Annotated in this window: 23 protein-coding genes and 1 riboswitch; of the genes, 1 reads left to right on the top strand and 22 read right to left on the bottom strand. The window is 43.3% G+C overall.

From position 1 onward, the window contains the following. Positions 1-38: 38 nt before the first annotated feature. The 7 genes from NYE58_RS19490 to NYE58_RS19520 all read right to left on the bottom strand — a co-directional run bounded on the left by NYE58_RS19490 (position 39) and on the right by NYE58_RS19520 (position 6,318). The gene (locus tag NYE58_RS19490; RefSeq protein ID WP_076277594.1) at positions 39-506 is read right to left on the bottom strand and encodes a DUF6773 family protein; all 468 of its coding nucleotides are present in this window, start codon (positions 504-506) and stop codon (positions 39-41) included. A 2-nt stretch (positions 507-508) separates the two neighbouring features. Next, positions 509-712, bottom strand: a complete 204-nt coding sequence (locus NYE58_RS19495) for a helix-turn-helix transcriptional regulator (RefSeq protein ID WP_036676881.1) — start codon at positions 710-712, stop codon at positions 509-511. A 1,144-nt stretch (positions 713-1,856) separates the two neighbouring features. Continuing rightward, the gene (locus NYE58_RS19500; protein WP_076143600.1) at positions 1,857-2,459 is read right to left on the bottom strand and encodes a nitroreductase family protein; all 603 of its coding nucleotides are present in this window, start codon (positions 2,457-2,459) and stop codon (positions 1,857-1,859) included. A 222-nt stretch (positions 2,460-2,681) separates the two neighbouring features. Continuing rightward, positions 2,682-3,458: a phosphate ABC transporter ATP-binding protein PstB gene (gene pstB, locus NYE58_RS19505; protein WP_036687516.1), complete on the bottom strand. Its 777-nt coding sequence runs from the start codon at positions 3,456-3,458 to the stop codon at positions 2,682-2,684. Positions 3,459-3,496: 38 nt separating this feature from the next. Continuing rightward, a complete protein-coding gene (gene pstA / locus NYE58_RS19510; RefSeq protein ID WP_076184366.1) occupies positions 3,497-4,393 on the bottom strand; it encodes a phosphate ABC transporter permease PstA in 897 nt (298 codons plus the stop codon). After that, the gene (pstC, locus tag NYE58_RS19515; protein WP_036687519.1) at positions 4,390-5,292 is read right to left on the bottom strand and encodes a phosphate ABC transporter permease subunit PstC; all 903 of its coding nucleotides are present in this window, start codon (positions 5,290-5,292) and stop codon (positions 4,390-4,392) included. The genes pstA and pstC overlap by 4 nt, the downstream gene beginning before the upstream one ends. A 90-nt stretch (positions 5,293-5,382) precedes the next feature. Then, on the bottom strand, positions 5,383-6,318 hold the full coding sequence (locus NYE58_RS19520) for a phosphate ABC transporter substrate-binding protein PstS family protein (RefSeq protein ID WP_076126671.1): 936 nt from the start codon (positions 6,316-6,318) through the stop codon (positions 5,383-5,385). 328 nt (positions 6,319-6,646) lie between these two features. Between NYE58_RS19520 and NYE58_RS19525 the strand changes: the two genes are divergently transcribed. Beyond that, a complete protein-coding gene (locus tag NYE58_RS19525; protein WP_076277595.1) occupies positions 6,647-7,537 on the top strand; it encodes a LysR family transcriptional regulator in 891 nt (296 codons plus the stop codon). A gap of 54 nt (positions 7,538-7,591) precedes the next feature. Here NYE58_RS19525 and NYE58_RS19530 read toward each other — a convergent pair whose 3' ends face one another. The 15 genes from NYE58_RS19530 to queF form a co-directional block, all read right to left on the bottom strand. Beyond that, positions 7,592-8,581 (bottom strand): substrate-binding domain-containing protein, encoded by a 990-nt coding sequence (locus NYE58_RS19530; protein ID WP_076217760.1) that lies wholly within the window; start codon positions 8,579-8,581, stop codon positions 7,592-7,594. Continuing rightward, the gene (locus NYE58_RS19535; protein WP_076277596.1) at positions 8,578-10,362 is read right to left on the bottom strand and encodes a cache domain-containing sensor histidine kinase; all 1,785 of its coding nucleotides are present in this window, start codon (positions 10,360-10,362) and stop codon (positions 8,578-8,580) included. Before NYE58_RS19535 ends, NYE58_RS19530 begins: the two co-directional genes overlap by 4 nt. Further along, positions 10,359-11,969: a response regulator transcription factor gene (locus tag NYE58_RS19540; protein WP_341002765.1), complete on the bottom strand. Its 1,611-nt coding sequence runs from the start codon at positions 11,967-11,969 to the stop codon at positions 10,359-10,361. The genes NYE58_RS19535 and NYE58_RS19540 overlap by 4 nt, the downstream gene beginning before the upstream one ends. Positions 11,970-12,049: 80 nt before the next feature. Further along, a complete protein-coding gene (locus tag NYE58_RS19545) occupies positions 12,050-13,030 on the bottom strand; it encodes an ABC transporter substrate-binding protein (protein WP_341002766.1) in 981 nt (326 codons plus the stop codon). Positions 13,031-13,090: 60 nt separating this feature from the next. Beyond that, the gene (locus tag NYE58_RS19550; RefSeq protein WP_445671765.1) at positions 13,091-14,083 is read right to left on the bottom strand and encodes an ABC transporter permease; all 993 of its coding nucleotides are present in this window, start codon (positions 14,081-14,083) and stop codon (positions 13,091-13,093) included. Between the two features lie 32 nt (positions 14,084-14,115). Further along, positions 14,116-15,615, bottom strand: a complete 1,500-nt coding sequence (locus NYE58_RS19555; protein ID WP_341002768.1) for a sugar ABC transporter ATP-binding protein — start codon at positions 15,613-15,615, stop codon at positions 14,116-14,118. Positions 15,616-15,840: 225 nt separating this feature from the next. Continuing rightward, positions 15,841-16,686, bottom strand: a complete 846-nt coding sequence (locus NYE58_RS19560) for a class I SAM-dependent methyltransferase (protein WP_341002770.1) — start codon at positions 16,684-16,686, stop codon at positions 15,841-15,843. Between the two features lie 32 nt (positions 16,687-16,718). Then, a complete protein-coding gene (locus NYE58_RS19565; protein ID WP_175618917.1) occupies positions 16,719-17,633 on the bottom strand; it encodes a DMT family transporter in 915 nt (304 codons plus the stop codon). Positions 17,634-17,775: 142 nt separating this feature from the next. After that, positions 17,776-18,912 carry a zinc-dependent alcohol dehydrogenase gene (locus tag NYE58_RS19570; RefSeq protein WP_076217754.1) on the bottom strand — a complete coding sequence of 379 codons (1,137 nt, stop codon included), beginning with the start codon at positions 18,910-18,912 and terminating at the stop codon, positions 17,776-17,778. An 81-nt stretch (positions 18,913-18,993) separates the two neighbouring features. Continuing rightward, the gene (locus tag NYE58_RS19575; RefSeq protein WP_341002772.1) at positions 18,994-19,812 is read right to left on the bottom strand and encodes a VanW family protein; all 819 of its coding nucleotides are present in this window, start codon (positions 19,810-19,812) and stop codon (positions 18,994-18,996) included. Then, a complete protein-coding gene (locus tag NYE58_RS19580; protein WP_076138736.1) occupies positions 19,813-20,334 on the bottom strand; it encodes a cysteine hydrolase family protein in 522 nt (173 codons plus the stop codon). It abuts the gene before it with no gap. Between the two features lie 135 nt (positions 20,335-20,469). After that, a complete protein-coding gene (gene queE, locus NYE58_RS19585) occupies positions 20,470-21,192 on the bottom strand; it encodes a 7-carboxy-7-deazaguanine synthase QueE (protein WP_036687542.1) in 723 nt (240 codons plus the stop codon). Further along, a complete protein-coding gene (locus NYE58_RS19590) occupies positions 21,185-21,667 on the bottom strand; it encodes a 6-pyruvoyl trahydropterin synthase family protein (protein ID WP_076277604.1) in 483 nt (160 codons plus the stop codon). Before NYE58_RS19590 ends, queE begins: the two co-directional genes overlap by 8 nt. After that, a complete protein-coding gene (gene queC, locus NYE58_RS19595; RefSeq protein WP_341002775.1) occupies positions 21,667-22,329 on the bottom strand; it encodes a 7-cyano-7-deazaguanine synthase QueC in 663 nt (220 codons plus the stop codon). The genes NYE58_RS19590 and queC overlap by 1 nt, the downstream gene beginning before the upstream one ends. Positions 22,330-22,358: 29 nt before the next feature. Further along, complete coding sequence (gene queF, locus NYE58_RS19600) at positions 22,359-22,832, bottom strand: preQ(1) synthase (protein ID WP_036687775.1); 474 nt, start codon at positions 22,830-22,832, stop codon at positions 22,359-22,361. Between the two features lie 163 nt (positions 22,833-22,995). Beyond that, positions 22,996-23,039, bottom strand: a riboswitch (PreQ1 riboswitch). Positions 23,040-23,218: the final 179 nt, after the last annotated feature.

Raw genomic sequence — 23,218 nt, forward strand, 5'->3', positions numbered from 1 at the left:
TTAGTTTTTCAAGAGGTAGTTATCTTTAATATTAATATTTAATTCTCAATGTTCTTGTCAGCATTTTTGTTGGATTTATTAATTATGTACCACATCGCCCAAGTGATCCCTACAAAAAAAACAACCGACCCCACGAGAGTACTCGATATATTTTTTCTAATATCCACTTCTCCCGCTTCTCTAAAATCAAGCAAAAATGTTAGTGTGGCCCAAATAATTGTGCTGATAACTCCCGATATTAAATGAATCTTCTTAAACCGTTTGAGTTCTCCTTCCTTACTTGGCAGCAGGTATATCCCATCTTTGACACAACGAACGGTAACATACAAGCAACCTAACAGCATAATCCCAAAAGTATCAACCCAATATTTGATGTCCCACTCCAGGATAAATACTTTTACCAAAAGGCTAATCATAAATCCCACTAACACAATCAACAATCCGTGCGTACTAAACTTCTGAATTTCTGTGATAATTCGTTCATCTTTAATCTTTGGCCCTTTCACAACTAATCCTCCCAAAAAATATCGTTTAATGACGTATCCAACGCCTTGCAGATGGCTATGCACAGCTTAATCGTCGGGTTATAGTTACCAGCTTCAATCAAGCCGATCGTCTGCCGTGTAACCCCTACAACTTCCGCTAACTGTTCTTGGGAAAGATTCTTTTGGATCCTAGCCAGCTTCAACTTGATGTTTTTGTTCTCTCCCACTCCATAACCCCTTTTAATGTTTGTCATGCATTCCATTTTCCACCATTGTAATCTATATCGGTCATTATGTACATTATATATTGCATTTAATTGGTGGGATCAACGTTTGACTTTAGGATCGACGTGTCATATTAGGATCGACGTTTCTTATTAAGATCAACGTTTCATATTAGGATCCAGACTTCATTTTCCTTTCCCTCTCCGTCAGGAAATACTTTCTCCCCACCGTTGGATCAAATGGTGAAGAGTGATTGTAACTGAGTCCATAGCCAGTCAGCTGCGATGCCTAACTCGCCGCCTTTGCTAGTATGTAAGCACACTTTTGCCAATAGTTCGGACTCAGATGACCTTATTATGCAAATTCGATTGTTTTCTGCGGGTTATCGGACTCAGTTGCAGCTATTTACTCATAACCACACAGATTCTGCGCTGTTACATGGTAATAAGAGCTATGCGGTCCGATACATCTGCAAAATGACTTAAAAAAGCTCAAATAGCTGTTATACGGTCCGTAACATACTGAGGGTCTTTAGTTAGTTTAGGTTAGTTTGGAGTTAGTTCACATATTCGCCGTTGCATCGGACTGAGGAGTCCTTATTTCGTAGATTTGCAGCTAATTAACGTGCTATCGGACCCAGTTACAGCTATTTACTCATAACCACACCAATTCTGCACAGTTACATGGTAATAAGAGCTATGCGGTCCGATAGATCGGCAAAATGACTCAAAAAGCTCAAATAGCTGCAATACAGTCCGATACGGAGATTTGTAGGAAGCCACAAGAGGTCAGTAGGAGATCACTAGGAAGTAAGTAGAAGGTTGAGCCACATCAGCAGAGGAACCGGCAGCGAATCGTGATCAGCACCCAGTAGCCCTCCCCCCCACCCGACTACGGCTAGTCAAAGCAACAAAAAAAGCATCCCTAAGGATACTTTTGATCTTTCGATGCTTATGATCTTTTTGATATTTCGACGCTTTTACGATACTTTCGATCTTTCGATCTTTCGATCTTTTTGATCTTTCGATGCTAATGATCTATCGATGTTTTTGATCTTTCGATCTTTCGATCTTTTTGATCTTTCGACGCTTTTTCGATGTTTTTGATCTTTCGACGCTTTTAATTTACGAATGCCTTCGACTTTCCTTATTCCACTACGCCATTCTCTGGAAAGAAGTCTACGATCTTCAGCAGCTCCGAAGCGTCTGTGCGTGGACGGCTGTCAGGTACAGTCTCCGGATATCCGGCATGGATCATGGCTACAATTTTTTCGCCGGGCTTCACACCAATTTTAGTGCGGAATTCAGGGTTGTTGATGTAGGGATCAGTCTTCCAAATCGTTCCTACACCTTGCTCCCAAGCTGCGAGCTGGAAGTTCTGTACAAGTGCGGACGCTGCTGCAAAATCCTCGTCCCACTCTCTCTGCCGAGGATCTTCAGGCATCACTACGATTACTGTTAATGGAATATTCGAAATATATTCTTTACGTTTAGCAGCCACTTCTGGATCAGCTATAGCACGTTTTACAAAAGCAAATGCAGATTCAGCTAGGAATTTCGAACCTTCCCCTTGAAAAGCAATAAATCTCCACGGCTCACGCACACCATGATTCGGTGCCCATACCGCTACATTTAATAATTCCTCTAAAAGGCCTTGTGGAAGTGGATCTTTTTTAAAAAGCTTAATCGAGCGTCGTTCTTTTATTATTTCGGCCACACTATTCTGTTGAGTCTGTTGAGATTGCGTCATAAGATCCCCTCCCTAATATAGTAATAATGATAATCATTATCACAAATGATACAGCATCTTTCTGCCTTTTGCAAATAACAAGTAACCATTCGAATCACAGGTATTTTCATTTAAAAACAACCGATATACTTCGCAGAAGCTTTCGGATGTTATTGTTTCTCTGCATATTAACTCTTGAAATCACAAAAAAACACCGTTCCCGAAAGAACGATGTTCACAGCTTCAGCCAAATCGGCCCATGATATATTCTTGCGTCATTTGATTCTCTGGATTGGTAAAGACTTTATCCGTCTTATCATATTCGACAAGGGAGCCTAGATAAAAGTATGCGGTATAATCAGAGATCCGAGCTGCCTGCTGCATATTATGTGTCACAATAACGATGCGAAGCTCTTCTTTTAACTCCTTGATTAGCTCCTCTACTTTACCTGTGGAGACCGGGTCTAGAGCTGATGCTGGTTCGTCCAAGAGCAGGATTTGCGGGTTAACCGACAACGCTCTAGCAATACAAAGACGCTGCTGTTGTCCACCGGAAAGTGCAAGCGCTGAATCTTTTAAACGATCCTTTACCTCATCCCACAATGCTGCTTTGCGAAGACTGCTCTCAACAATCTCATCAAGAGCCTTTTTACCTTTAATGCCATGATACTTAGGTCCAAAAGCGATGTTATCGTAAATCGATTTATAGAACGGATTTGGCTTTTGCCATACCATCCCGATCTTCTGACGCAGCTTAATCACATCCGTACCCGGAGCATTAATATCCACTCCATCAATCCAGATGCTTCCTTTTGTTTTTGAGCCAGAAATTTCGTCATTCATCCGGTTCAAAGAACGAAGAAAGGTTGATTTACCGCAGCCGGAGGGGCCGATCAGTGCAGTAACCGTATTTTCAGCAAATGGAAGGCTTATCCCCTTTACTGCCTCATATGTTCCGTAAAAAATACTCAGGTCTTCGGTTTGAAAAGATTCACGCACTGCTGTTGCCGACGTTCCCATCGATTACTCCTCCTACATCTCTACTTTAATTTGTATGATTAGTTCATTCTTTTTGAAGCTGTAAGCTTTCGATAAATAAATCTTCCAAAATAACGTGCTGCCAGATTGAAGATTAACACCATAATTACAAGCACCGCCGAAGCTCCCGCAGCAATTTGTGCAGCATCTGGAGCTAGACCTTCACTGTTGACCTTCCAAATGTGGACAGCCAGCGTTTCCGCTGGACGGAAGGGATTCAGTGGTGAATTCGCACTAAGTGGATTCCAGTTGGTGAAATCCAATCTTGGACTACTCATCCCTGCTGTGAACATCAACGCAGCTGCTTCCCCAAAGACACGGCCAGCGGACAAGATAGTACCTGTAATAATTGTAGGTAATGCTACCGGAAACAACACCGAGGTAACAATTTTCCACTTTGACAATCCTAGTGCAAAACCAGCCTCTTTTTGTTGTTTTGGAACACTACGGAAAGCTTGCTCTGTAATCCGCACCATCAGCGGTAGATTAAAGACCGTCAATGCCAGCGCACCGGAGATTAAGGAGAAGCCCAGATTGAAATAGTTAACAATCAGCAATAGACCAAACAAGCCGACTACGATGGAAGGGAAAGATGACAACACTTCAACAATCAAGCGAATAAAGCCGGTAATCTTACCGGGACGAGCATATTCCGCCATATAAATACCGGCACCCAGTCCAAGCGGAACTGTAATAATAAGTGTCAGTACTAACAGGAATAAGGAGTTAAATAGCTGCGGTCCGATTCCTCCACCTGCTCGAATTTTTTGCGGTGCGGAGAAAAGAAAATCCCAACTGATATGGCTTAAGCCTCTAAAGAGGATATATCCCAAAAGTCCAAGTAGAATGACAACGATGAGCATCGCGAAAAATACAATAAGACTGGTGGCAATTTTATTTACGGTTCTCGGCTTCAAATTTTATTTCTCCTTTCAAGCATTCTCACAAAGAAGACAAATACGAAAGTCATCAGCATGAGAACCAGTGCCATACTCCACAGTGCATTATTGTGAGGTGAGCCCATGGTCGTGTTCCCCATACCGAGTGTGATCACACTGGTCAAGGTAGAAGCTGACTCAAAGAGTGATTTTGGTACGAATGGCGCGTTCCCGATAACCATTTGTACAGCGAGTGCTTCACCGAAAGCACGAGCCATTCCCAATACAATCCCTGTCATAATGGCAGGAAAGGTTGTTGGAATAATCACCCGCGAAATCGTCTGCCACCGGGTGGCACCAAGCGCATAGGAAGATTCTTTTAAGTTTTGCGGCAATGAAGCCAGCGCGTCTGCAGCCACGCTTGTAATCGTCGGAAGAATCATTACCGAGAGCACAAGCGCGCCTGCAGCTACCCCGATGCCTTGGCCCGGCAGGTTGTTGCGAAGAAACGGTACAATTACACTTAATCCGATGAAACCATATACTACCGAAGGAATCCCTGCCAAAAGCTCAATAACAGGTTGAAGTAATTTTTTGCCCCACCCTGGAACAATCTCAGTCATAAATAACGCAGCGCATAAGCTAAGTGGACTAGCAATCAATGCGGCAAGCAAAGTAACCAGGAAGGAGCCCGAGATAAATGGAAAAGCTCCGAAGGAAGGCGTATCCGCTTCAGGCGACCACTTTGTACCGAAGAGAAATTCAGAAACTGTAGCATTACCACTTGTGAAGGTTGAAATTCCTTTAGACGCTACAAAATATACCATCGATACAATGATTGTTATCAACAGTAATACACAGAAGGACATATAAGTACGTCCAACAAAATCTTCAATATGATGTTTTTCGAATCGTGAGTTCTTTAGTTTCACCCTCAATTGCTCCCTCTTTCTAAAGTGAAAAGAGAGGCAGATGTATCCGCCTCTAATCACTTGAGATTCTAATCAATAACATTGCCTAGAATTAAATTACTTAGCGGTAACAGTTCCTGCAACGTCGCGAACAACTTGCATTTTAACAGCTGGGATGTATCCAAGTTCAACAACTTCACCTGTTTGCACTTCGTCAGTTAAGAAAAAGTCGAGGAATGCTTTTACTGTTGCATTAGGTTCACCATTTGTGTACATATGCTCGTAAGCCCATACTGGGTATTTACCAGAAACAACATTGTCAACAGATGCTTCTACACCGTCAAGACTAAGTGTTTTAATGGAATCATCCAGGTAAGAAAGAGCAAGGTATCCGATTGCCCCTGGAGTTTCACCGATCATTTTCTTAACCGTACCGGAGGAATCTTCTTGAATCGAACCTGGGATATCTTCTGTTTTGGTTCCAAGCGCAAAGCTTTCAAAGGTTGCACGAGTACCGGAGCTGCCTGGACGGTTGATGATTTGGATTTTTTGATCCGCTCCGCCTACTTCAGACCAGTTAGTGATTTTACCAGTGAAAATGTCCACCAGTTGTTGTTTAGTCAAGCTATCCACACCAGCATCAGGATGAGATACTGCTGCGATCGCTACTACTGCTACTTGATGATCTACGAGTGCTGCTGCTTTTTCCGCATCTGCATCTTTTAATTTTTCTTCTGCGAATACGTCAGAGTTTCCGATATCTACTTGTTTCTCAGCTACTTGAGTAAGACCAGTACCACTGCCACCGCCTTGAACTTGAATGTCCACGCCAGTGTTTTTATCCATGAAATTCTCTGCTACCAGCTCAACCAAGGGTTGTAATGCTGTTGAACCTGAAGCCAGAATCGAACCGCTTATTTCAGCGCCGCCGCTTCCTTCGTTAGTTGCTGCAGCGTTTCCTCCTGTGTTGTTAGCCCCGCCGTTACCGCAAGCCGATAGTGCCAGTACGCTTGTTAAAGCCAAAGTCATGATCCATGATTTTTTGAATTGCATTGTTTTGTCTCCTCCTAAATGGTTTGTTAGCATGGCTCCCTGATCAGTTCATACCAAACTGGCTTCGAAAGCTTTAACATGGTGTTGTGGAGCTTGGCCCCCATATGCATGGTTACTGTAAAAGTTCATCAAACGCATATGTTATATGTTGTCCGGGACTTCTTGGCCCCTCTGACTCTTCTTATTCTAGAGCTCGTTCGTTAGAGAAACTTCTTATCTTTGTAAAGCGAACGAAAAAAATACCAATATAAAGTGTATATCTGTATAGATATAATCTATAATGGAGATATAATTTATAATCCAACTTAGTATTATGTGGAGGAAAGTCATGAATATTATGAAATTGAACATCGTAGTTCTAATTGAAAAATATAAAAAAGTAACCGATGTAGCCGCAGAATTAGGCCTTAAACAGCCAACTGTTTCTTTTCATATGAAGAATCTGGAGGCTGAGCTCGGAACCCCTCTATTTCTTTACCGAAGCGGAAGAGTGCTGCTTACGGATGCTGGACGGGCCCTTTATCAATACGCCCTCAAAATCGTCTCTCTCACAGCAGAAGCTGAGCGCACAGTTAAACAATTTTCTTCCCCCTCAAAAGGAACATTAGAGCTGGAAGCCAGTTTTATTCCTGCAACTTATATTTTACCTAATGTGTTAATCCAATTCATGAAACTCTATCCGGGGATTAACAACTCTTTGACTGTTCAAAGCGATGCTTTGTTACGTGAGCGTCTCCGTAGTCGGGATATTCAGATGGCCATTTTACATACTGCGGATTGGCAGGACGAATCTTTTGATTTTCAGCTTATTGTCCGTGATGAACCTGTCCTAATTTTTGCACCTGGACATCCATTTGAAGGCCTAGAGAAATTAACACCTGAACAAATTGCCAATGAGCCGTGGATTCAGCATGAGCAAGGATCTTGTTTACGAGGGTATGCCGATCAATGGGCACAATTCAATCAAATCCGTTTATGGAACCGATCCGAGTTGAATTCTCCAGAAGTGATTAAGCAGTTAGTTAGCGGGAGTGATTGTGTTGGTATATGTTCTAAAGCGGCGGTTAAAGCTGAGATTGAGCTAGGCAAGCTTAGCTATGCCAACCTGCCAGGGATTCTGCCTGAAAGCGGCGGGTTTGTGCTCGGCTGGCGTAAAGATCATATTTTAACACCGTTGCAGCAATCCTTTGTTGATATAGTAACGACTCTTGATCTTTAAAAAAACAAGGAAGCTTCTAAAGCCGCAAACGGTTTTAGAAGCTTCCTTGTTCATTTATTCTATAAAAGGAAACATTAATTTCTCATTTTCACTTAAATACATATTCTCCTTCGTGATGATCACGGAGCCTGTATCTATTATCCGTTCCACTTTCTCACCCTCAACAGCTTCAATCGCCGTCTTCACAGCTAAGTACCCCATATTAAAAGGCTTCTGCATAACCGTGCCAAGCAAGATCCCTTTTTCGAGGAGCTTCACCTCATTGCTAGAATTGTCGAACCCAAATAATTTCACTTTGTCTTGAAATCCCATATCCATAATCGCCTGCCCAGCCCCTAGTGTTGAAGGTTCATTAAGACCTATTATCCCCTTTAGATTTGGCTCGTCCTTTAGTAAATCAACAGTTAACTGGTACGCTTTCCGCACGGAACCATCACTGAATAATGTAGGCTGCACATCATGAACTCCATTCTCTAAAAGGGCATCACGAGCCCCTCTTTCCCTCTCAATTGCGGTGGCAGAGCCTTGTACAAAGTTAACGATAGCGACCTTATCCTCCGGATCAATATATTTTCTTAACTCCTGCCCTGCCTTACGTCCTGCTTCATAATTGTCTGTAGCAATAAAGCTCTCTGATACACCACCGCTTAAGCCCGAATCTACAGTAATAAGCGTAATGCCAACTGATTTGATCTTTTCCGCGATTGGAATGAGGCGATAATAATCTGTAGCTGATAAAATAATGGCGTCAGGCTTCTCCTTAATTGCTTGCTCCAGCAGTTCTATCTGTTGATCTACATCAAGCTCTGTATCCGTTCCAACCGTGCGAACCTCTGCGCCGAACTCCTTAGCCGCTGTTGCCACACCTTGTTTCATCACTTCCCAGAATTCAATACTGCTATCGATAGTCTTGGGCACATAAATAATGGTCCTAACCTTTGCGTCAAGCTCATTTGTAAACATACGATAGGCTAATGAACCCAAAGTAACAATGAAGAGCAGCAGCAGAGTATACAGGCCAATTTTTGACCGTAAAGCGCTCATTGACTCTCCTCCTCATAAATCACAGGTATTCGTAAAGTGGCCGTCGTTCCTTCCTCCATCTCGCTTGCAAAAGACAAACCGTATTTCACACCGAAATACAGCTGGACACGATGGTTCACATTCGCGACACCTACACCGCTGCCAGTCTTGAAATCTGATTTTTGCAGCAGTACCTTACCCATCTGCTCTTCATCCATCCCAATACCGTCATCAATGACCTGTACGATAATATCGTTCTGTTCTTGTCTTGCTCGGATCAGAATGTGCCCTTGCTCAGGATTATGTTTTATGCCGTGATAGATCGCATTTTCAACCAAAGGCTGAAGTACCATTTTTAAAATGCTGCAGGTTAGGATATCTTCTTGTACCTCTATGGAATAAGTGAATTTATTACGATAACGCATGTTCTGAATCGTTAAATAGTGCCGAATATGCTCTAATTCTTTGGCTAGCGGAATCAATTCCTCACCCTCACCAATTGTTGAACGAAGCAGCTTGGATAGAGATGAAGTCATCTCCACCACTTCCTCCATCTTTCCTGTCTCTGCCATCCAAATAATCGAATCAAGTGTATTGTACAAAAAGTGAGGTTTAATCTGCGCTTGCAGTGCCTTCAGTTCACTCACACGTTTCATCTCTTGCTCCAGAACGATCTGTCCCATTAACTCTTTAATCTTCATCATCATAAGATTAAACGTACGAGCAAGCTTGCCGATTTCATTCGTGCTCTCAATCTCCACGCGTATGTCGAACTCTCCACGTTCCGCTTTTTTCATATTCAGCTCCAAATTCTTCAGCGGTTTGGTCAGTGCGTAAGAGAGAAATATCGATATAGCCATAGCAAAAATCAAACTAATTGCTCCCCATAAGGCGGCGGTTCCTTGCATACGTTGCTTGTTCGCGACCAAATCATCCGGATAAGTGACTCCAACTATTTTCCAGCCAAAGCTGGTAGTGTCCACAGTGTACAGTTTCTGATCATTCCCCGTGTTAACCGTAACAGATCCACTCTTGATCCCAAGGACCGTCTCTAATTGTTCGAACTTGAGCTGGGAGTAGATCAACTGCTGTTGTGGATGATAGACAAGGCTACCTGCGGGATCGACGATAAAAACATAACCTCGTTTACCCAGTTCGATTTGTTTACATAGATTATTAATTACACTGTAATTGAGATCTACGAGCAGTACACCTTGTTGATCCGCTTCCGTCATAGCAATCGCATTCGAGAGTTTTCGGCTGATCGAGACTACCCACCGGTATTCATCTTGAAAGATGTGCTGCACATGAGAGGAAGAAACTGCAACGTCAAGTTGATTCATAGCTTTTTGATACCAATCTTGAGCTATTAGTTCAGGAAGCGGTTTCAAAACAGCGTGCTGTCGATCCGAAACGGTCATGCCATCTGAGCCTGCATATAATATAGAGGAAATATCCGAGCGGGACTGAACGACTGACCGGAGATAATGACTGGCAAGCAGTTTATTCTTAAGCGCCTCTTCTTCATCTAATTTCGAGCCTTTTATATATTTCTCTAGATCACTGCTAGTTAACACCAGAGCAGCTATGCTCTCCATATTACCAATGTAATTCTCGATATTTAGTTTTACTTGTTCTATTAATTGAGAAGTATAGGCTACAGAATTGCCCTTGACCGCGGCTGAGGACAGGCGATAGGAAGTATAACTCAGGACAATAGTTGTGCAGAGGATAAGAAGTGAAAAGGAGATTGCAATATTAGTATGAATACTTCGGCTGCGGAAAAAGCGCTGTGATCTCATAGAGAGAGATTCTCCTTCTGCCGGTGTCGATATTCCTTCGGTGTGCTTCCTACATTACGTTTGAAAATAACACTAAAATACTGTGGATCAGCATAACCAACTCTGGCAGCGATATCATATGTCTTCAACTGTGTGACCGTAAGGAGTTCTTTTGCTTTTTCCAAACGGAGTCGAGTCAGATACTCTATAAATGTTTCACCGGTATGCTGTTTAAAAGTTGCACTGAAATAACTGATGCTCATAAAAATATGGCTGCACAGCTCATTGAGTGAAAAGCTGTCATTACAATAATTCTCGCGAATATAAGCTTCTGCGGCTTGCATCTGAGAAGTCCGAACCGTTGTTCTCTGTTCCGATAGTTTAAGTATCAGCGCATGGCAAGTCCTCTCCAGATAATTCCTTGCTTCATCTAAAGTCTTAAGCGCAGCAACCTCTGCAAACATATTATGCGAAACAACTACTGTATTTATGAAGCCGATGTCGACCACATAGTTCATCAAAGAAACCAGCAGCTGATAGATGCTGCTACGGCAGCCTTCTATAGAGGAGGTATTACTTTTAAGCTCCTGAAACCACTTCAACAGAATTTCCGATACAGCAGAAGCTTTACCTGTCTTTAAAGCGGATATAAATTGCTTTTCCCATGAGGTGAAATGCGCCTGATCCAATCCCTTCCCAAACTCAAGATCCTGTATGGAGATAACTTTATCTATGCCTAAAAGGTAACGATATTCTATGGAGGAGATCGCTTCTTGGAAGGATTGTGGAATTTGTTGCAATGTATTATATTTTCTACCGATGCCTATGGTGGATGACAGCTTCAAATATTTATTTAAGCTACCCTGGACTTGCTCTGCAAGATGCTGTGTTGTTACTTCTACCGTCTCTGAATTGCCGGATAATATCGCAGCGATTTTTCCATCTCTCGTCTGGAATACCACTCCCTCTTGCTCTTTCTCCAGCTGCTCTTGAACAATGTTAAAGGCGCCGAAACGCAGTAGCTCTGTATCAAAAGCTAGGTCCTGGCTTCGTTTCTCCAGTTCTATATCTATAACGAGCGCAAGGTACACTTGACCCTGCAACGGAATATGAAAATAACTCAATTTATTCTCGATTTCTTCGCTTTTCATTCGAGTAGTTACCAGCTGCTCCAAGAATCGTTCCCGCAGCAATGGAAGACTCTGATTAAGATGCATACGAAGCTTAACTAAATTCGCTTTTTGTAGATGATCTTCATCTAAATCCTGCTTCATCTTACTTAGAAATTCAGCAAACTCACGTGCATTAATCGGTTTTAATAAGTACTCAGTCACCTTCAGTGTTATGGCCTGCTTCGCATATTCGAAGTCTTCATATCCAGTGACGATAATGACCTTCATATCCCGGTACCTATCCATCACAGCTCTGGCCAATCCCAGTCCATCCATAAAAGGCATACAAATATCAGTAATAATTACGTCAGGACGATGCTGCTCGATTGCTTCCAGTGCATCTCTGCCATTATCGAAATCACCAACCAGCTCAAACCCATATTTACTCCATGAGATCTTTTGTTTGATCCCTTCACGAACCTCATCTTCATCATCAACCAGAATTATCTTATACATCCAACACCTCCACAACTTTAAACTTATCAGCATAAGCATAATAGAGGCCGCCTGCGGGAGGCAACCTCTATTATTAAACTCTATTCGTATAGTAGAGGTTTGATCTCATCGGAATCCATATTGTTTTTATCATACCAGTGGAACCCCGTGTCGATGTTCTTTTCAACCGCTTCCCCTTTAATCGCTTGCACAGCTGCCTTCACAGCTTGATAGCCAATACCAATGGGGTCTTGTGTAACAGCACCAGCCACAACACCACTGCTGATAGCATCCATCAACTGCTTGCCAGAATCAAAGCCGACGACTACGATCTTACCATTCATTTGCAATTCATTTACTGCATTAGCCACACCTACAGCAGAGCCTTCATTAGAGCCATAGATTCCTTTCAGATCCGGATTTGCCTGCATCATCGCTTTCGCAAGGTCTGTGGACTTTAACTGATCTCCACCTCCATATTGCGGCTCTAACACTTGAATATCCGGATATTTTGCTTTCATTTGTTCCAAGAAGCCATCGCGACGCTGTTGCCCTGTGCTGCTCGTTTGGTCATGTATGACAAGGCCCACTTTACCTTTCTTGCCAATCAGTTCAGCCATTTTATCTGCGGCCAAAGCCGCTGCTGCTTTATTGTTAGTCGCTGCTGTTGCTACAGGGATATCACTGTCTACACCAGAGTCAAAGCCGATGACCGGAATCTTATTTTCCTTTGCCTTTTCTAGATAAGGAATCGCAGCTTTGCTGTCCAGTGCGGCAAGCGCAATTGCAGCTGGCTTCTTGTCGAGAGCGGTTTGCAGCATCTCAATTTGTTTATCCACCTGACTCTCATTTTCTGGACCTTCGAAGGTAATCTCAACATCAAATTCCTTAGCAGCTTTCTCCGCTCCTTGCTTCACCGCTTGCCAGAATTGATGCTGGAACCCTTTTGATATGACTGGAATGTATGGTTTGTCTGAACCGGATGCACTCTTGTTACTATCATTGTTGTTACATGCACTCAGCAATGTAGTGACTAATAATAGACAGGCAAGCATGATAAACCCTCTACGACGCAGTTTCATTTGAATCTTCCCCCTCATCATTTGCTTTGTATATCACTCCGGATGGAGATCATACCAAGTTTATTGCTTACGGCGGCGTAGAATATCAGCGTAAACCGCAATAATGATTACAACACCGACAATGACCGTCCGCCATTCCTGAGCCACGGACATAATCTGTAAGCCATTCGTCAGCACACTCATAATCAGTGCGCCAATAATCGTGCCTAGAATAGAACCTACACCTCCACTTAAGGAAGTTCCGCCAATGACCACTGCCGCAATAGCCTCTAGTTCATAGCCAGTGCCCAGTGATGGCTGAGCTGAATTCAGACGTGATGCCATCAGGATACCTGCGATTCCACTAAAAATCCCTGTAATGGAATAGATAATAATCTTCCATTTGACTGTGTTCACACCTGATAAGCGAGTAGCTTCTTCATTACTGCCAAGCGCGAAGTTGTAACGCCCAATTATCGTCTTAGACAAGATTATGCTTGCGATCATACCGAGTAATAAGAAGATAACGATGGTGTTGGGTATACCAGGGATCATTTTACCCATGGCGATCTTGGCGAAGATCGGATCATCGTTGAAATAAATAGGTTTGGCTCCGGTGATGACAAGCGACAAGCCTTTGGTGACCATCATAATCGCCAGAGTGGCGATGAAGGGTGGAATGTTCATCTTCGCCACCATCAAACCGCTGACAAAGCCGCACAGTGCTCCAGCCAGAATCCCACCTACAATGCCTAACGGGACGGGCAGACCCCAGAAGGTAATAATGACTCCAACCATAACAGATGAGAATGTCATTACAGTACCGAGAGCAAGGTCGATGCCGCCCGTAATAATAACAAAGGTAGCTCCAAGCGCTAATACTCCGATTACAGCTGTAGAAACTAGAATTCCGACAAGATTTGAGAATTGAAAAAAGTTGCTGGAGGATATAGAAAATACGATGACCAATATGATCAGACTGGCAAATGCCAATAATTTTTGTTTGAATCCGGATTGCCCTCCCGTTTGCTTCATACCCGCTGGCTGACTAATCTCTTTATCCGCGATCTTCATAGTCCTGACACCTCCGGTTAACTCTTGAACAGTTATGAACGTTTCGTCGCATATTTCATAATCGCCTCCTGCGATGCTTCTTCTGCAGGGAGTTCTCCTGTTATACGCCCTTCACACATAATGATAATCCGGTGGCTCATTCTTAGAATCTCAGGAAGATCTGAAGAAATGATAATGATCGCCTTCCCTTCGCTCGCAAGCTGATCCAGCAGCTTATAAATTTCACTTTTCGCGCCTACATCAATACCTCGTGTGGGCTCATCGAAGATGAGTACATCACAGTCTCTAGTCAACCACTTGCCGATGACCACTTTCTGCTGATTACCTCCGGACAGAAACTTAACCTTTTGACCTACACTTGGAGTTTTGGTGGCTAGCGCTTCAACATGCTGCTCCGCTGAGCTTCGCATCTCCCGCTCCTTCATCCAGCCAAATGAATTACGGAATTTATAAAAGGAGGCAATCGCATTATTCATACTGATATCCATATCCACAAGCAATCCGAAACGTTTGCGGTCTTCGGACAAATACCCAATACCATGCTGTACTGCTTGATGTGGCTGACGTATCCGAACCGATTTTCCATGGAGCATAATTTCACCCTCATCGATGGGATCGGCACCAAAAACGGCACGTACAACCTCGGTACGTCCAGCTCCCATTAAACCAGCGAAGCCCAAAATCTCACCTTTATACAGATGAAAGCTAATATCCTTGAACGCATGCCCTCTAGAAAGATTTCGAACTTCTAAGACAACTTGCTGAGTCTGTTTTGCAATCGTTGGTTTCGACGTTTGATATAATTCACGTCCAACCATCATGCTGATGATCTGATCAATCGTTATTGAATCGGTACGAACGGTATCTACATAACAACCATCACGCATAACTGTAATGCGGTCTGTAATTCGCTTCAATTCATCCATGCGGTGAGAGATATAAATAATTCCCACACCTTTCTCTCGTAGCTGCTTAATCATTCGAAATAACTCGTTAATTTCTGTATCTGTTAACGCGGCGGTTGGTTCATCCATGATCAATACCTCGGCTTGGAAAGACAAGGCTTTAGCGATTTCAACCATTTGCTGATTAGCAACGGTCAGGTCTGATACCAAAACTCTGGGATCCAGCTTCAGATTCATTTGATCAAACAGTACCTGTACCCTGCGATTCATCTCCACATCATCAACGAACCATTTCAGAGCTTTACGCGGCTCTCGTCCAATGTAAATGTTCTGGGCGACCGTAAGATGAGGCATTAAATTCAATTCCTGATGGATGATACTAATTCCAAGCTCCTGTGCTTCACGGGTATTAACAATCTCCACTTCATTTCTCTTGTACCACATTTGACCCGCATCCTTGGAATAGACACCTGTCGCAATCTTCATAAGGGTAGACTTGCCAGCGCCATTTTCTCCTACTAACGCATGAACTTCCCCACGCTTCAGCTCAAATTGACATTCATTCAAAGCATGAACACCTGGGAAAAACTTGTTGATTCCCTCCATACGAAGCAACACTTCGTTCATTTTGATATCCACCTCAAATTCTTTGAGAATGCCTTAACCCTTAAAGTAATCGCTTTCAATCCGGAATATAAAATCATTGTATTCCCTATAAGTTGCCATTGTAATGGAATAATCTCCGTAAAAAAGTTTAAAATTTTATGTTTTACATACAAAAAAAGCTGAACCGAGAGCACCTCAGTTCAGCACAAATGTTATATCCTAAAAATCACATGTCAGCGAACCCTCCTACAGGCTTGCGCCATTTCCAGCCACCAATGTGAAGGTCTTAGGAATTCCCTTATCATACACGTCGGAAGATAGATTAGGTTCTTCTACTAATTGGCGGATCACTAGTCCGCTATTAGCTGCTGCGGTTACAATTTCTCCGAGTGTCCAGCGGCGCCAATACACAACACTATGCTCTTGTTCACCTGCTGGTTTACCTGTGGAAGGCAAATACTTGGAATAGGATACCTTCTTCTCTTCCAATGATGAGTCAAAATAATCTCCGTTTACTTTGTGTTTGCGTACCTTCGCAGTAGATCCCTTCGAGGAAATAAGCTTGGTCGTTACCGGATGAAAATCGCGGAGTACAAATACGCCTCCAGGAGAAAGCAATCGGCGAGCTGTTTCCATGAATAGTGTAAGGTTGGTAAAGTAATGAACAATTCCTAACTCTGCAAAGACGATGTCATATGAACCATCAAGGATGTCTTCTGGCAGCTTAAGAATATCTGAGACGATATAGGTTAGTGGTACCCCTGCTTCTTGGGCAAGATCAGCCGCATATCTCGCATTGGCTTCCGAGAAGTCAGCAACCGTTACTTCCGCACCTAGTAATGAGAGTGCCACGGCCTTCATCCCGTTTGAGCCCATTAAATTCATCATTTTCTTCCCCTTCACCTCTCCAAAAAAAGAAAGGAGCGGGTGAAGCTTTGCACTTGGTTCCTTTATTAATTTTGCAGCTGCTTCTGACGGTGTACCAAACCGAGTTACCCAAGCGGTATAAGTATCTTCGTTCCAAAGCTCTTCGCTTGTTGGCACAGCGTTTTTTTCTGCCTGATTATTTGAATATTGATTCTGCTCTTCCATCCATTGCTACCCCTTTATGTGTAAAATATCTGTTATGAAGCATTCTGAATGGCATCAGCCATCCGGATAGTTTTCCTTCTTCCCGCGTACAAATATACTGCGAGGCCAATCATGACGAGCAGCCCACCTGCCCATTGTAAGGTTGTTAGCTGTTCACCCAAGAGTAAATACGCTAAGATACTGGCTCCCACTGGTTCTCCTAAAATGTTCATTGAAACCGTAGTCGCGGATACATATTGTAGTAACCAATTAAACAAAATATGGCCAAACACCGTTGGCACCACTGCTAACAATACAAAGATTCCCCATTCCTTGGCCGGATAATTAAAAAAGGAAATCCCCATGAACAGATTGTATACGGCAAACACGCCAGCGGCTGATAAGAAGACAATCAAGCTATATAAATAAGAGGGCATGCGCACCACTAGCTTTTGACCGATCAGCATATGTACAGCTACCGCGACAGTGCCTCCGACCGATAATAGATCACCTTTTAGATTATCCGCAGAGATGCCGATATCCCCCCAGCCGATAAACACGACACCGCCAATCGCAATGCCAAGCCCTAGAATAGCGGACAGAGCTGTCTTTTCCTTATACAAAAAATAAACACCCAGCATAATGAATACAGGCTCCAGGGCCATGATCATTGTTGAACTAGCTACCGAAGTATACTTTAATGATCCCATCCATAGCAAAAAGTGCAGCGCAAGCATTGCGCCTGAGAGGATGAGCATTAGCCAGTCTTTTTTACGAAGAGCAAAAGCAGCTCCACTATAGGGTCTTGCAAAAGGCAGCATCAGCAGTGAGGTAAATAATAATCTGTACATGCCTTGTATAGATGCAGGTGCATCAGACCATTTAATAAAAATGGCGGAAAAAGAGATGGCCACAATCCCTATCAACATTAATAGTGGAATCGGAAGTGGCGGTTTTTTAAGTTTCACATGTTACGCGTCCTTTCAATATCTTAAGTCACTTATGTTAATTTAACGCAGACCGTGAAAAAATGCATCTATTTTCATAAGATTTCACTAAAAAAAGCAAAAGCAATGTCATTTCTGACGAAAGCTCATGCTTCTTAAAAGGCTACGGCTTCAGAACAACCTTGATGCAATCCTCTTTTTTCTCACTAAAAACGTCATAGCCATGCTCCGCTTTACTAATTGGCAGGCGATGCGTAATGATATCTGTAGGATCAAATTTATTTTCTTTAATCATCTTATACAGCAACGGCATATAGTGAATCACCGGCGCTTGTCCCATCTTTAATGAAATGTTCCGTTCAAATAGCTGACCCAGCGGGAACATATTGTAATTAAGTCCATAGACTCCTACAAGCTGGATGGTTCCGAATTTACGTACGATATCTGCGGCCATTCTGAATGCACTGAGCGAGCCTCCTTGCAGCTTCAGAACCGTTTCCACTTTCTCCAAGGCAGATATTTTGGCATCTAGACCCACACAGTCAATAACCACATCTGCGCCCCCACGAGTGATCTCCTTCAAATGAGCCTCAATGTCCTTGATCTCTTCGAAATTATAAACTTCAACATTATTGGTCAGCTTCGCATGTTGCAATCGGTAGCCGATATGGTCAACAGCAATGACTCTAGAGGCACCTTTGATCCAAGCAAACTTTTGAGTTAGCAGTCCAACGGGCCCGCAGCCGAGAACAATGACTGTATCTCCCGGCTTCACTCCCGCGCTTTCTACTCCCCACCAAGCAGTAGGAACGATATCCGATAAGAAAAGAAGCCGCTCATCTTCCATTTCTGCATCCTCAGGAACGACAAAAGGGCCGAAATTACCATAAGGAACCCGCAGCAATTCAGCTTGTCCGCCTGCAAAACCGCCATAAGTATCGGAATAACCAAGATAACCGCCTGTGTCCTTGGCGTCATTAGCATTGTCGCATTGGCTCTCCATCTCATGCTGGCAGAAAAAACACTGCCCACAGGCGACATTAAAGGGGATGATGACTCGGTCACCTTTTTTGACTTTAGTTACGTCAGGACCCACTTCCTCAACAATCCCCATTGGCTCATGACCAATAACATAATCATCATGCATACCTGGAATTTCCCCGTTATAAATGTGCAGATCCGAGCCACAAATCGCCGTAGTGGTAATCCGAACGAGGATGTCATCTTTTTTCTCAAGCTTCGGATCAGCTACTTCTTTAACTTTCACTTTTTTCTTCCCTTGGTAGGTTAGTGCTTTCATGCTGTTAATCCGCTCCTTTGGAGATGGTCTAGAGATATAATTTTCATGCCTTTCTATGTTATATCCCTAAGCCCTAACCTCTTATCCATGAAGAAGCGGAGAATACATCATTAGTGCGTAATTATCAGTTACAGCTTCATCTCCAATTAGATCTCCAGAGCGTGTATATACTTTTCGACTGATCTTGTTACTGCGTATATATCCGCCCCAAGGCTCTAGACTAATCCTATGATCACTTTCGTATACTTCATAATCATAAAGCGCCTGTTCATTGCATCTCCACTCCCCGTGTAAATGGCTATCGTCCAGCCAGAGCTTTAGTTGATACGTTTGAGCGGTGTTATTTTTTAATTGAAGATCCAAATAGTTATAAGAACAAGTCGCCCCGCTTCCAAAAGGTTGCGTACGTTGTTCATCTGGAAATACATCATAACTATGACGATGCCGTTCCATAACGGTAAGTGGCGTATGCAGTGCCATCCAATAGATCAGATTAGACAACTGGCATAAGCCTCCTCCAACCCCGGAATGAAAACCACCATAATGCAGCACCATACCCTGCAGATACCCTTTTCGCTTAGTGGGCTTACCAATACTTCTCCAGTAGGAAAAAGTCTCCCCCGGGTGCACAACAAGTCCATCCAGCTTCGCAATTGCCAGCCGTAAGTTAGTTATTTTATTGTATTGAAGCACCATATCTACATTCCGAAGACTTCTTAATAACGGGGTAGCATGAGTCATGGCTGTATAAGATAATGTTTCATCCGTACGCTGCCTCGCTATTTTGCTTCGTCCAGTGCACCATTTCAAATATCTTTTCCAAATAAAATATCGTTTGCCAGCAAACAATCTAAGGCGAGAACGCTGAATAGGCTTCATGGCAGCCTGGGGTGTATTCATCTAGAACTGAACCTCGCTTTCAGCTCGTAACTGGGCGAATCTACCTCCAATTATCGCATTATGATGCTTAACGATCTCCCTACTACTCAGAACCCCATTATCAAAAGTGCTATGAGCGTCTGAAACCAGTACACTTTTATATCCCATGCTGTATGCGCGTCTTATTGTCGTATCCAGACAGAATTCACTTTGCATCCCACAGATCACCAGATTCGTGATTCCGAGCTTCTGGAGTTCATCTTGCAGTTCCGTTCGGTGAAAAGCATCCCAAGTAGGCTTCTCAACGATAACTTCGCCTTCCTGCGGTGTGATGCGGTGACTGATCTGCCAAGTGGGTGTACCTTTTGTGTACTCCTCATCTTCGGTATGTTGAATATACACAATAGGAGTACCTGCTAATCGAGCTTTTTGCTGAAGGGAGACAATCCTTTCCATGACACCCTCTTCATCGTACAGCTTTAGATCATAGGAGAACATGGCTTCTTGAACATCGATAATTAATAATGCTGTTGATTGTTCCAAATGAATAACCTCCAAGAGCTTTTTTCAAAATCATACCAGAAACTGGGACAGACTATCTACCTGCTAGAAGTTACAACTGTTAAAAATAAAAACCGAGTATCTGTAAGCAGATACCCGGACGATTTCATCAATCTTTTACTTGCCACGCTTATTATGCCAGATCAATGCATGCAGCTGTGGAAGTACACGAACCTTGTTCATATCCGAATCCACGATTACTTTATTAAACAACCACTCCAGCCTTCCCAGAAGTCGAGCAGAAATGTTGCCCTCTTCCGTGACATCATCATTACCAGGCTGCAGAAAGAGCTGCACATTCGGATATCGCTGGTGAACGTTTTTCGCATAATCAAAATCCTTATCATCAAACACTACGACCTTCAAGCTATGCGTAGAACGACCCAGTTTCTCCATCTTACTCATGATGTTATCTAGCATTTCCCAATTCGTTGTCATTCCTGAGCTTGGAGGTTTAGGACTGATTGTCAGCACATCCACGTCATTGAACCAATCCTGCCATTTACTCCCCTGAGTTTCTATCGCTGCTTTTATTCCACGCTCATGAAGCAGGTTGATGAAGGTACCCATTCCTTCACCAATCAAGGCAGGATTACCGCCTGAAATCGTAACACAGTCGAAATTATCTCCAGCTAACGCCAATAATTCATTTATGATTTCTTCTGCTTCCATCATGCGAACCTTATTCTTAGCCGTACCATCCCAAGTAAAAGCGGAGTCACACCAGCCGCAGCGATAATCGCAGCCATAGGTGCGGACAAACATCGTCTTCACTCCAATTACCGCACCTTCGCCTTGAATAGTTGGACCGAACATTTCAATTACAGGAATCTTACTCACAATCACAGCCTCCATACAAACGGTAGGATGGCCCTTCATCCGGAACATCTTCAGCCAGCACCTCTGCCCAAGAGGTTGGAGTCTCCCATAGCTTTACCGAGTACAAAGGCAACCCTGCTTGCTTAAGCTTATAGGCAATATATGAAGACATATTCTCCACTGTGGTGCGGAAAGACAACAAGGCTACTTTGGAGCCCGTATTCGTTAACGTTTCTAACACAGCTTCATTTCCCATAGCAAGAAAAGCGTGATCTAAACGATCTACAAGGCTTTGTTGTACTGTCATTTTGATATCGCTGAAATCAATGACGAAGCCTTCATCCGAGTGGCCTTCCGCGGCCATAGGTTTGCCCTTAAGCACTACTTCGAGCTTATAAGTATGTCCGTGCAGGTTGCTGCATTTCCCTTTGTGTCCCACTAACTGGTGTGCCGCGTCGAACGTAAATATTTTGCAGACTGAAACCTCGTTAAGCATTAAGAACCGGCCTCCATTCTCTCCGCCTCATATTGCTCAAGACCACGCTGACGCAATAGACAGGCTGGACAAGTACCGCAGCCACTGCCAATAATACCGTTGTAACAGGTCAGTGTGTGTTCGCGAACATAATCAAAATACCCCAGTTCATCGGCCATTTTCCACGTTTCTTTTTTATCCAGCCACATTAGGGGAGTGTGGATCGCAAACTCATAGTCCATAGATAAGTTCAGCGTAACATTCAATGATTTCACAAAAACATCACGGCAGTCCGGATAACCGCTAAAGTCCGTTTGGCAAACCCCAGTGACGATATGGGAGTACCCCAGTTGTTTAGCTAATATTGCGGCAAAAGATAAAAACAACAAATTCCGTCCATCGACGAAAGTACTTGGAAGCTCATCTCCTTCACCAGCCACGATATCTATATCCTGACGGGTAAGTGCATTGGGTGCCAGCTGATTGAGCAGCCCCAGATCAAGAATATGCTGTTTTACATTAAACTTAGCTGCTATCGCTGTTGCAACTTCGATTTCAGCCGCATGACGTTGATTATAGTTGAAGGTAACTACCTGCACTTCCTCATACTGCTGCAATGCCCAAATCAGGCAAGTGGTGCTATCTTGTCCGCCGCTGAATACGACGAGTGCTTTTTTGTTCATATGAATCTCTCCTTATCACAAGTTGGAATTTAGCGGTTGTCCACTTTTTCTGGATAGAGGTCGTGATTGATTAAGCGGTGTTCCGCCATCGCCTCATACTTCGTACCCGGTCTTCCATAGTTGCAATAAGGATCAATTGAAATGCCTCCGCGCGGAGTGAACTTGCCCCATACCTCAATGTAACGCGGATCCATCAGAGAGATCAGATCATTCATAATAATGTTGACACAGTCCTCATGAAAATCACCATGGTTACGGAAGCTAAACAGATACAGCTTTAATGATTTGGATTCCACCATTTTTTGTTCAGGAATATACGAAATATACAGCGTGGCAAAATCCGGCTGACCCGTTACAGGACACAAGCTAGTGAACTCAGGGCAGTTGAATTTAACAAAATAATCACGCCCGGGATGTTTGTTATCAAACACCTCCAGAATGTCTGGATCATAACCAAACTTGTACTGTGTTCCCTGATTACCAAGCAAAGTAACTTCTTGCATTTCCTCTTTCAATCTTCCTTCTGACACGACAAAAAACCCCTCTCTTTTCCTTCGGCCTTGGCCGGTAATGGAAAGAAGAACGAGATTTCGAAAACTTGGCTCCACTAAGAAGAAACGGAAGCAACATCCGGATAAAGGACAGCAACCGCTTGTACTGTTTAATATATTCTTAGTTTTTTATAGAGGGAGTTCGCGAACCTCTCCTGCACAACTTAGCGCAGACTTCTTCTTAAAGCATATTGCGTCTTGAACTATACCATGGGTAGCCCGCTCCTGACAAGTTCTACTCTTTACTGTTATCTTATACAGATCAGCAAATAACACCAGATTAACGTGGATAGACCTGCGTATGTAGAGATTAGGAAGCTCAAAAACCACGGCAATTT

It is taken from the genome of Paenibacillus sp. FSL L8-0708 (assembly GCF_038009325.1).
Lineage (GTDB): Bacteria > Bacillota > Bacilli > Paenibacillales > Paenibacillaceae > Paenibacillus_AQ > Paenibacillus_AQ odorifer.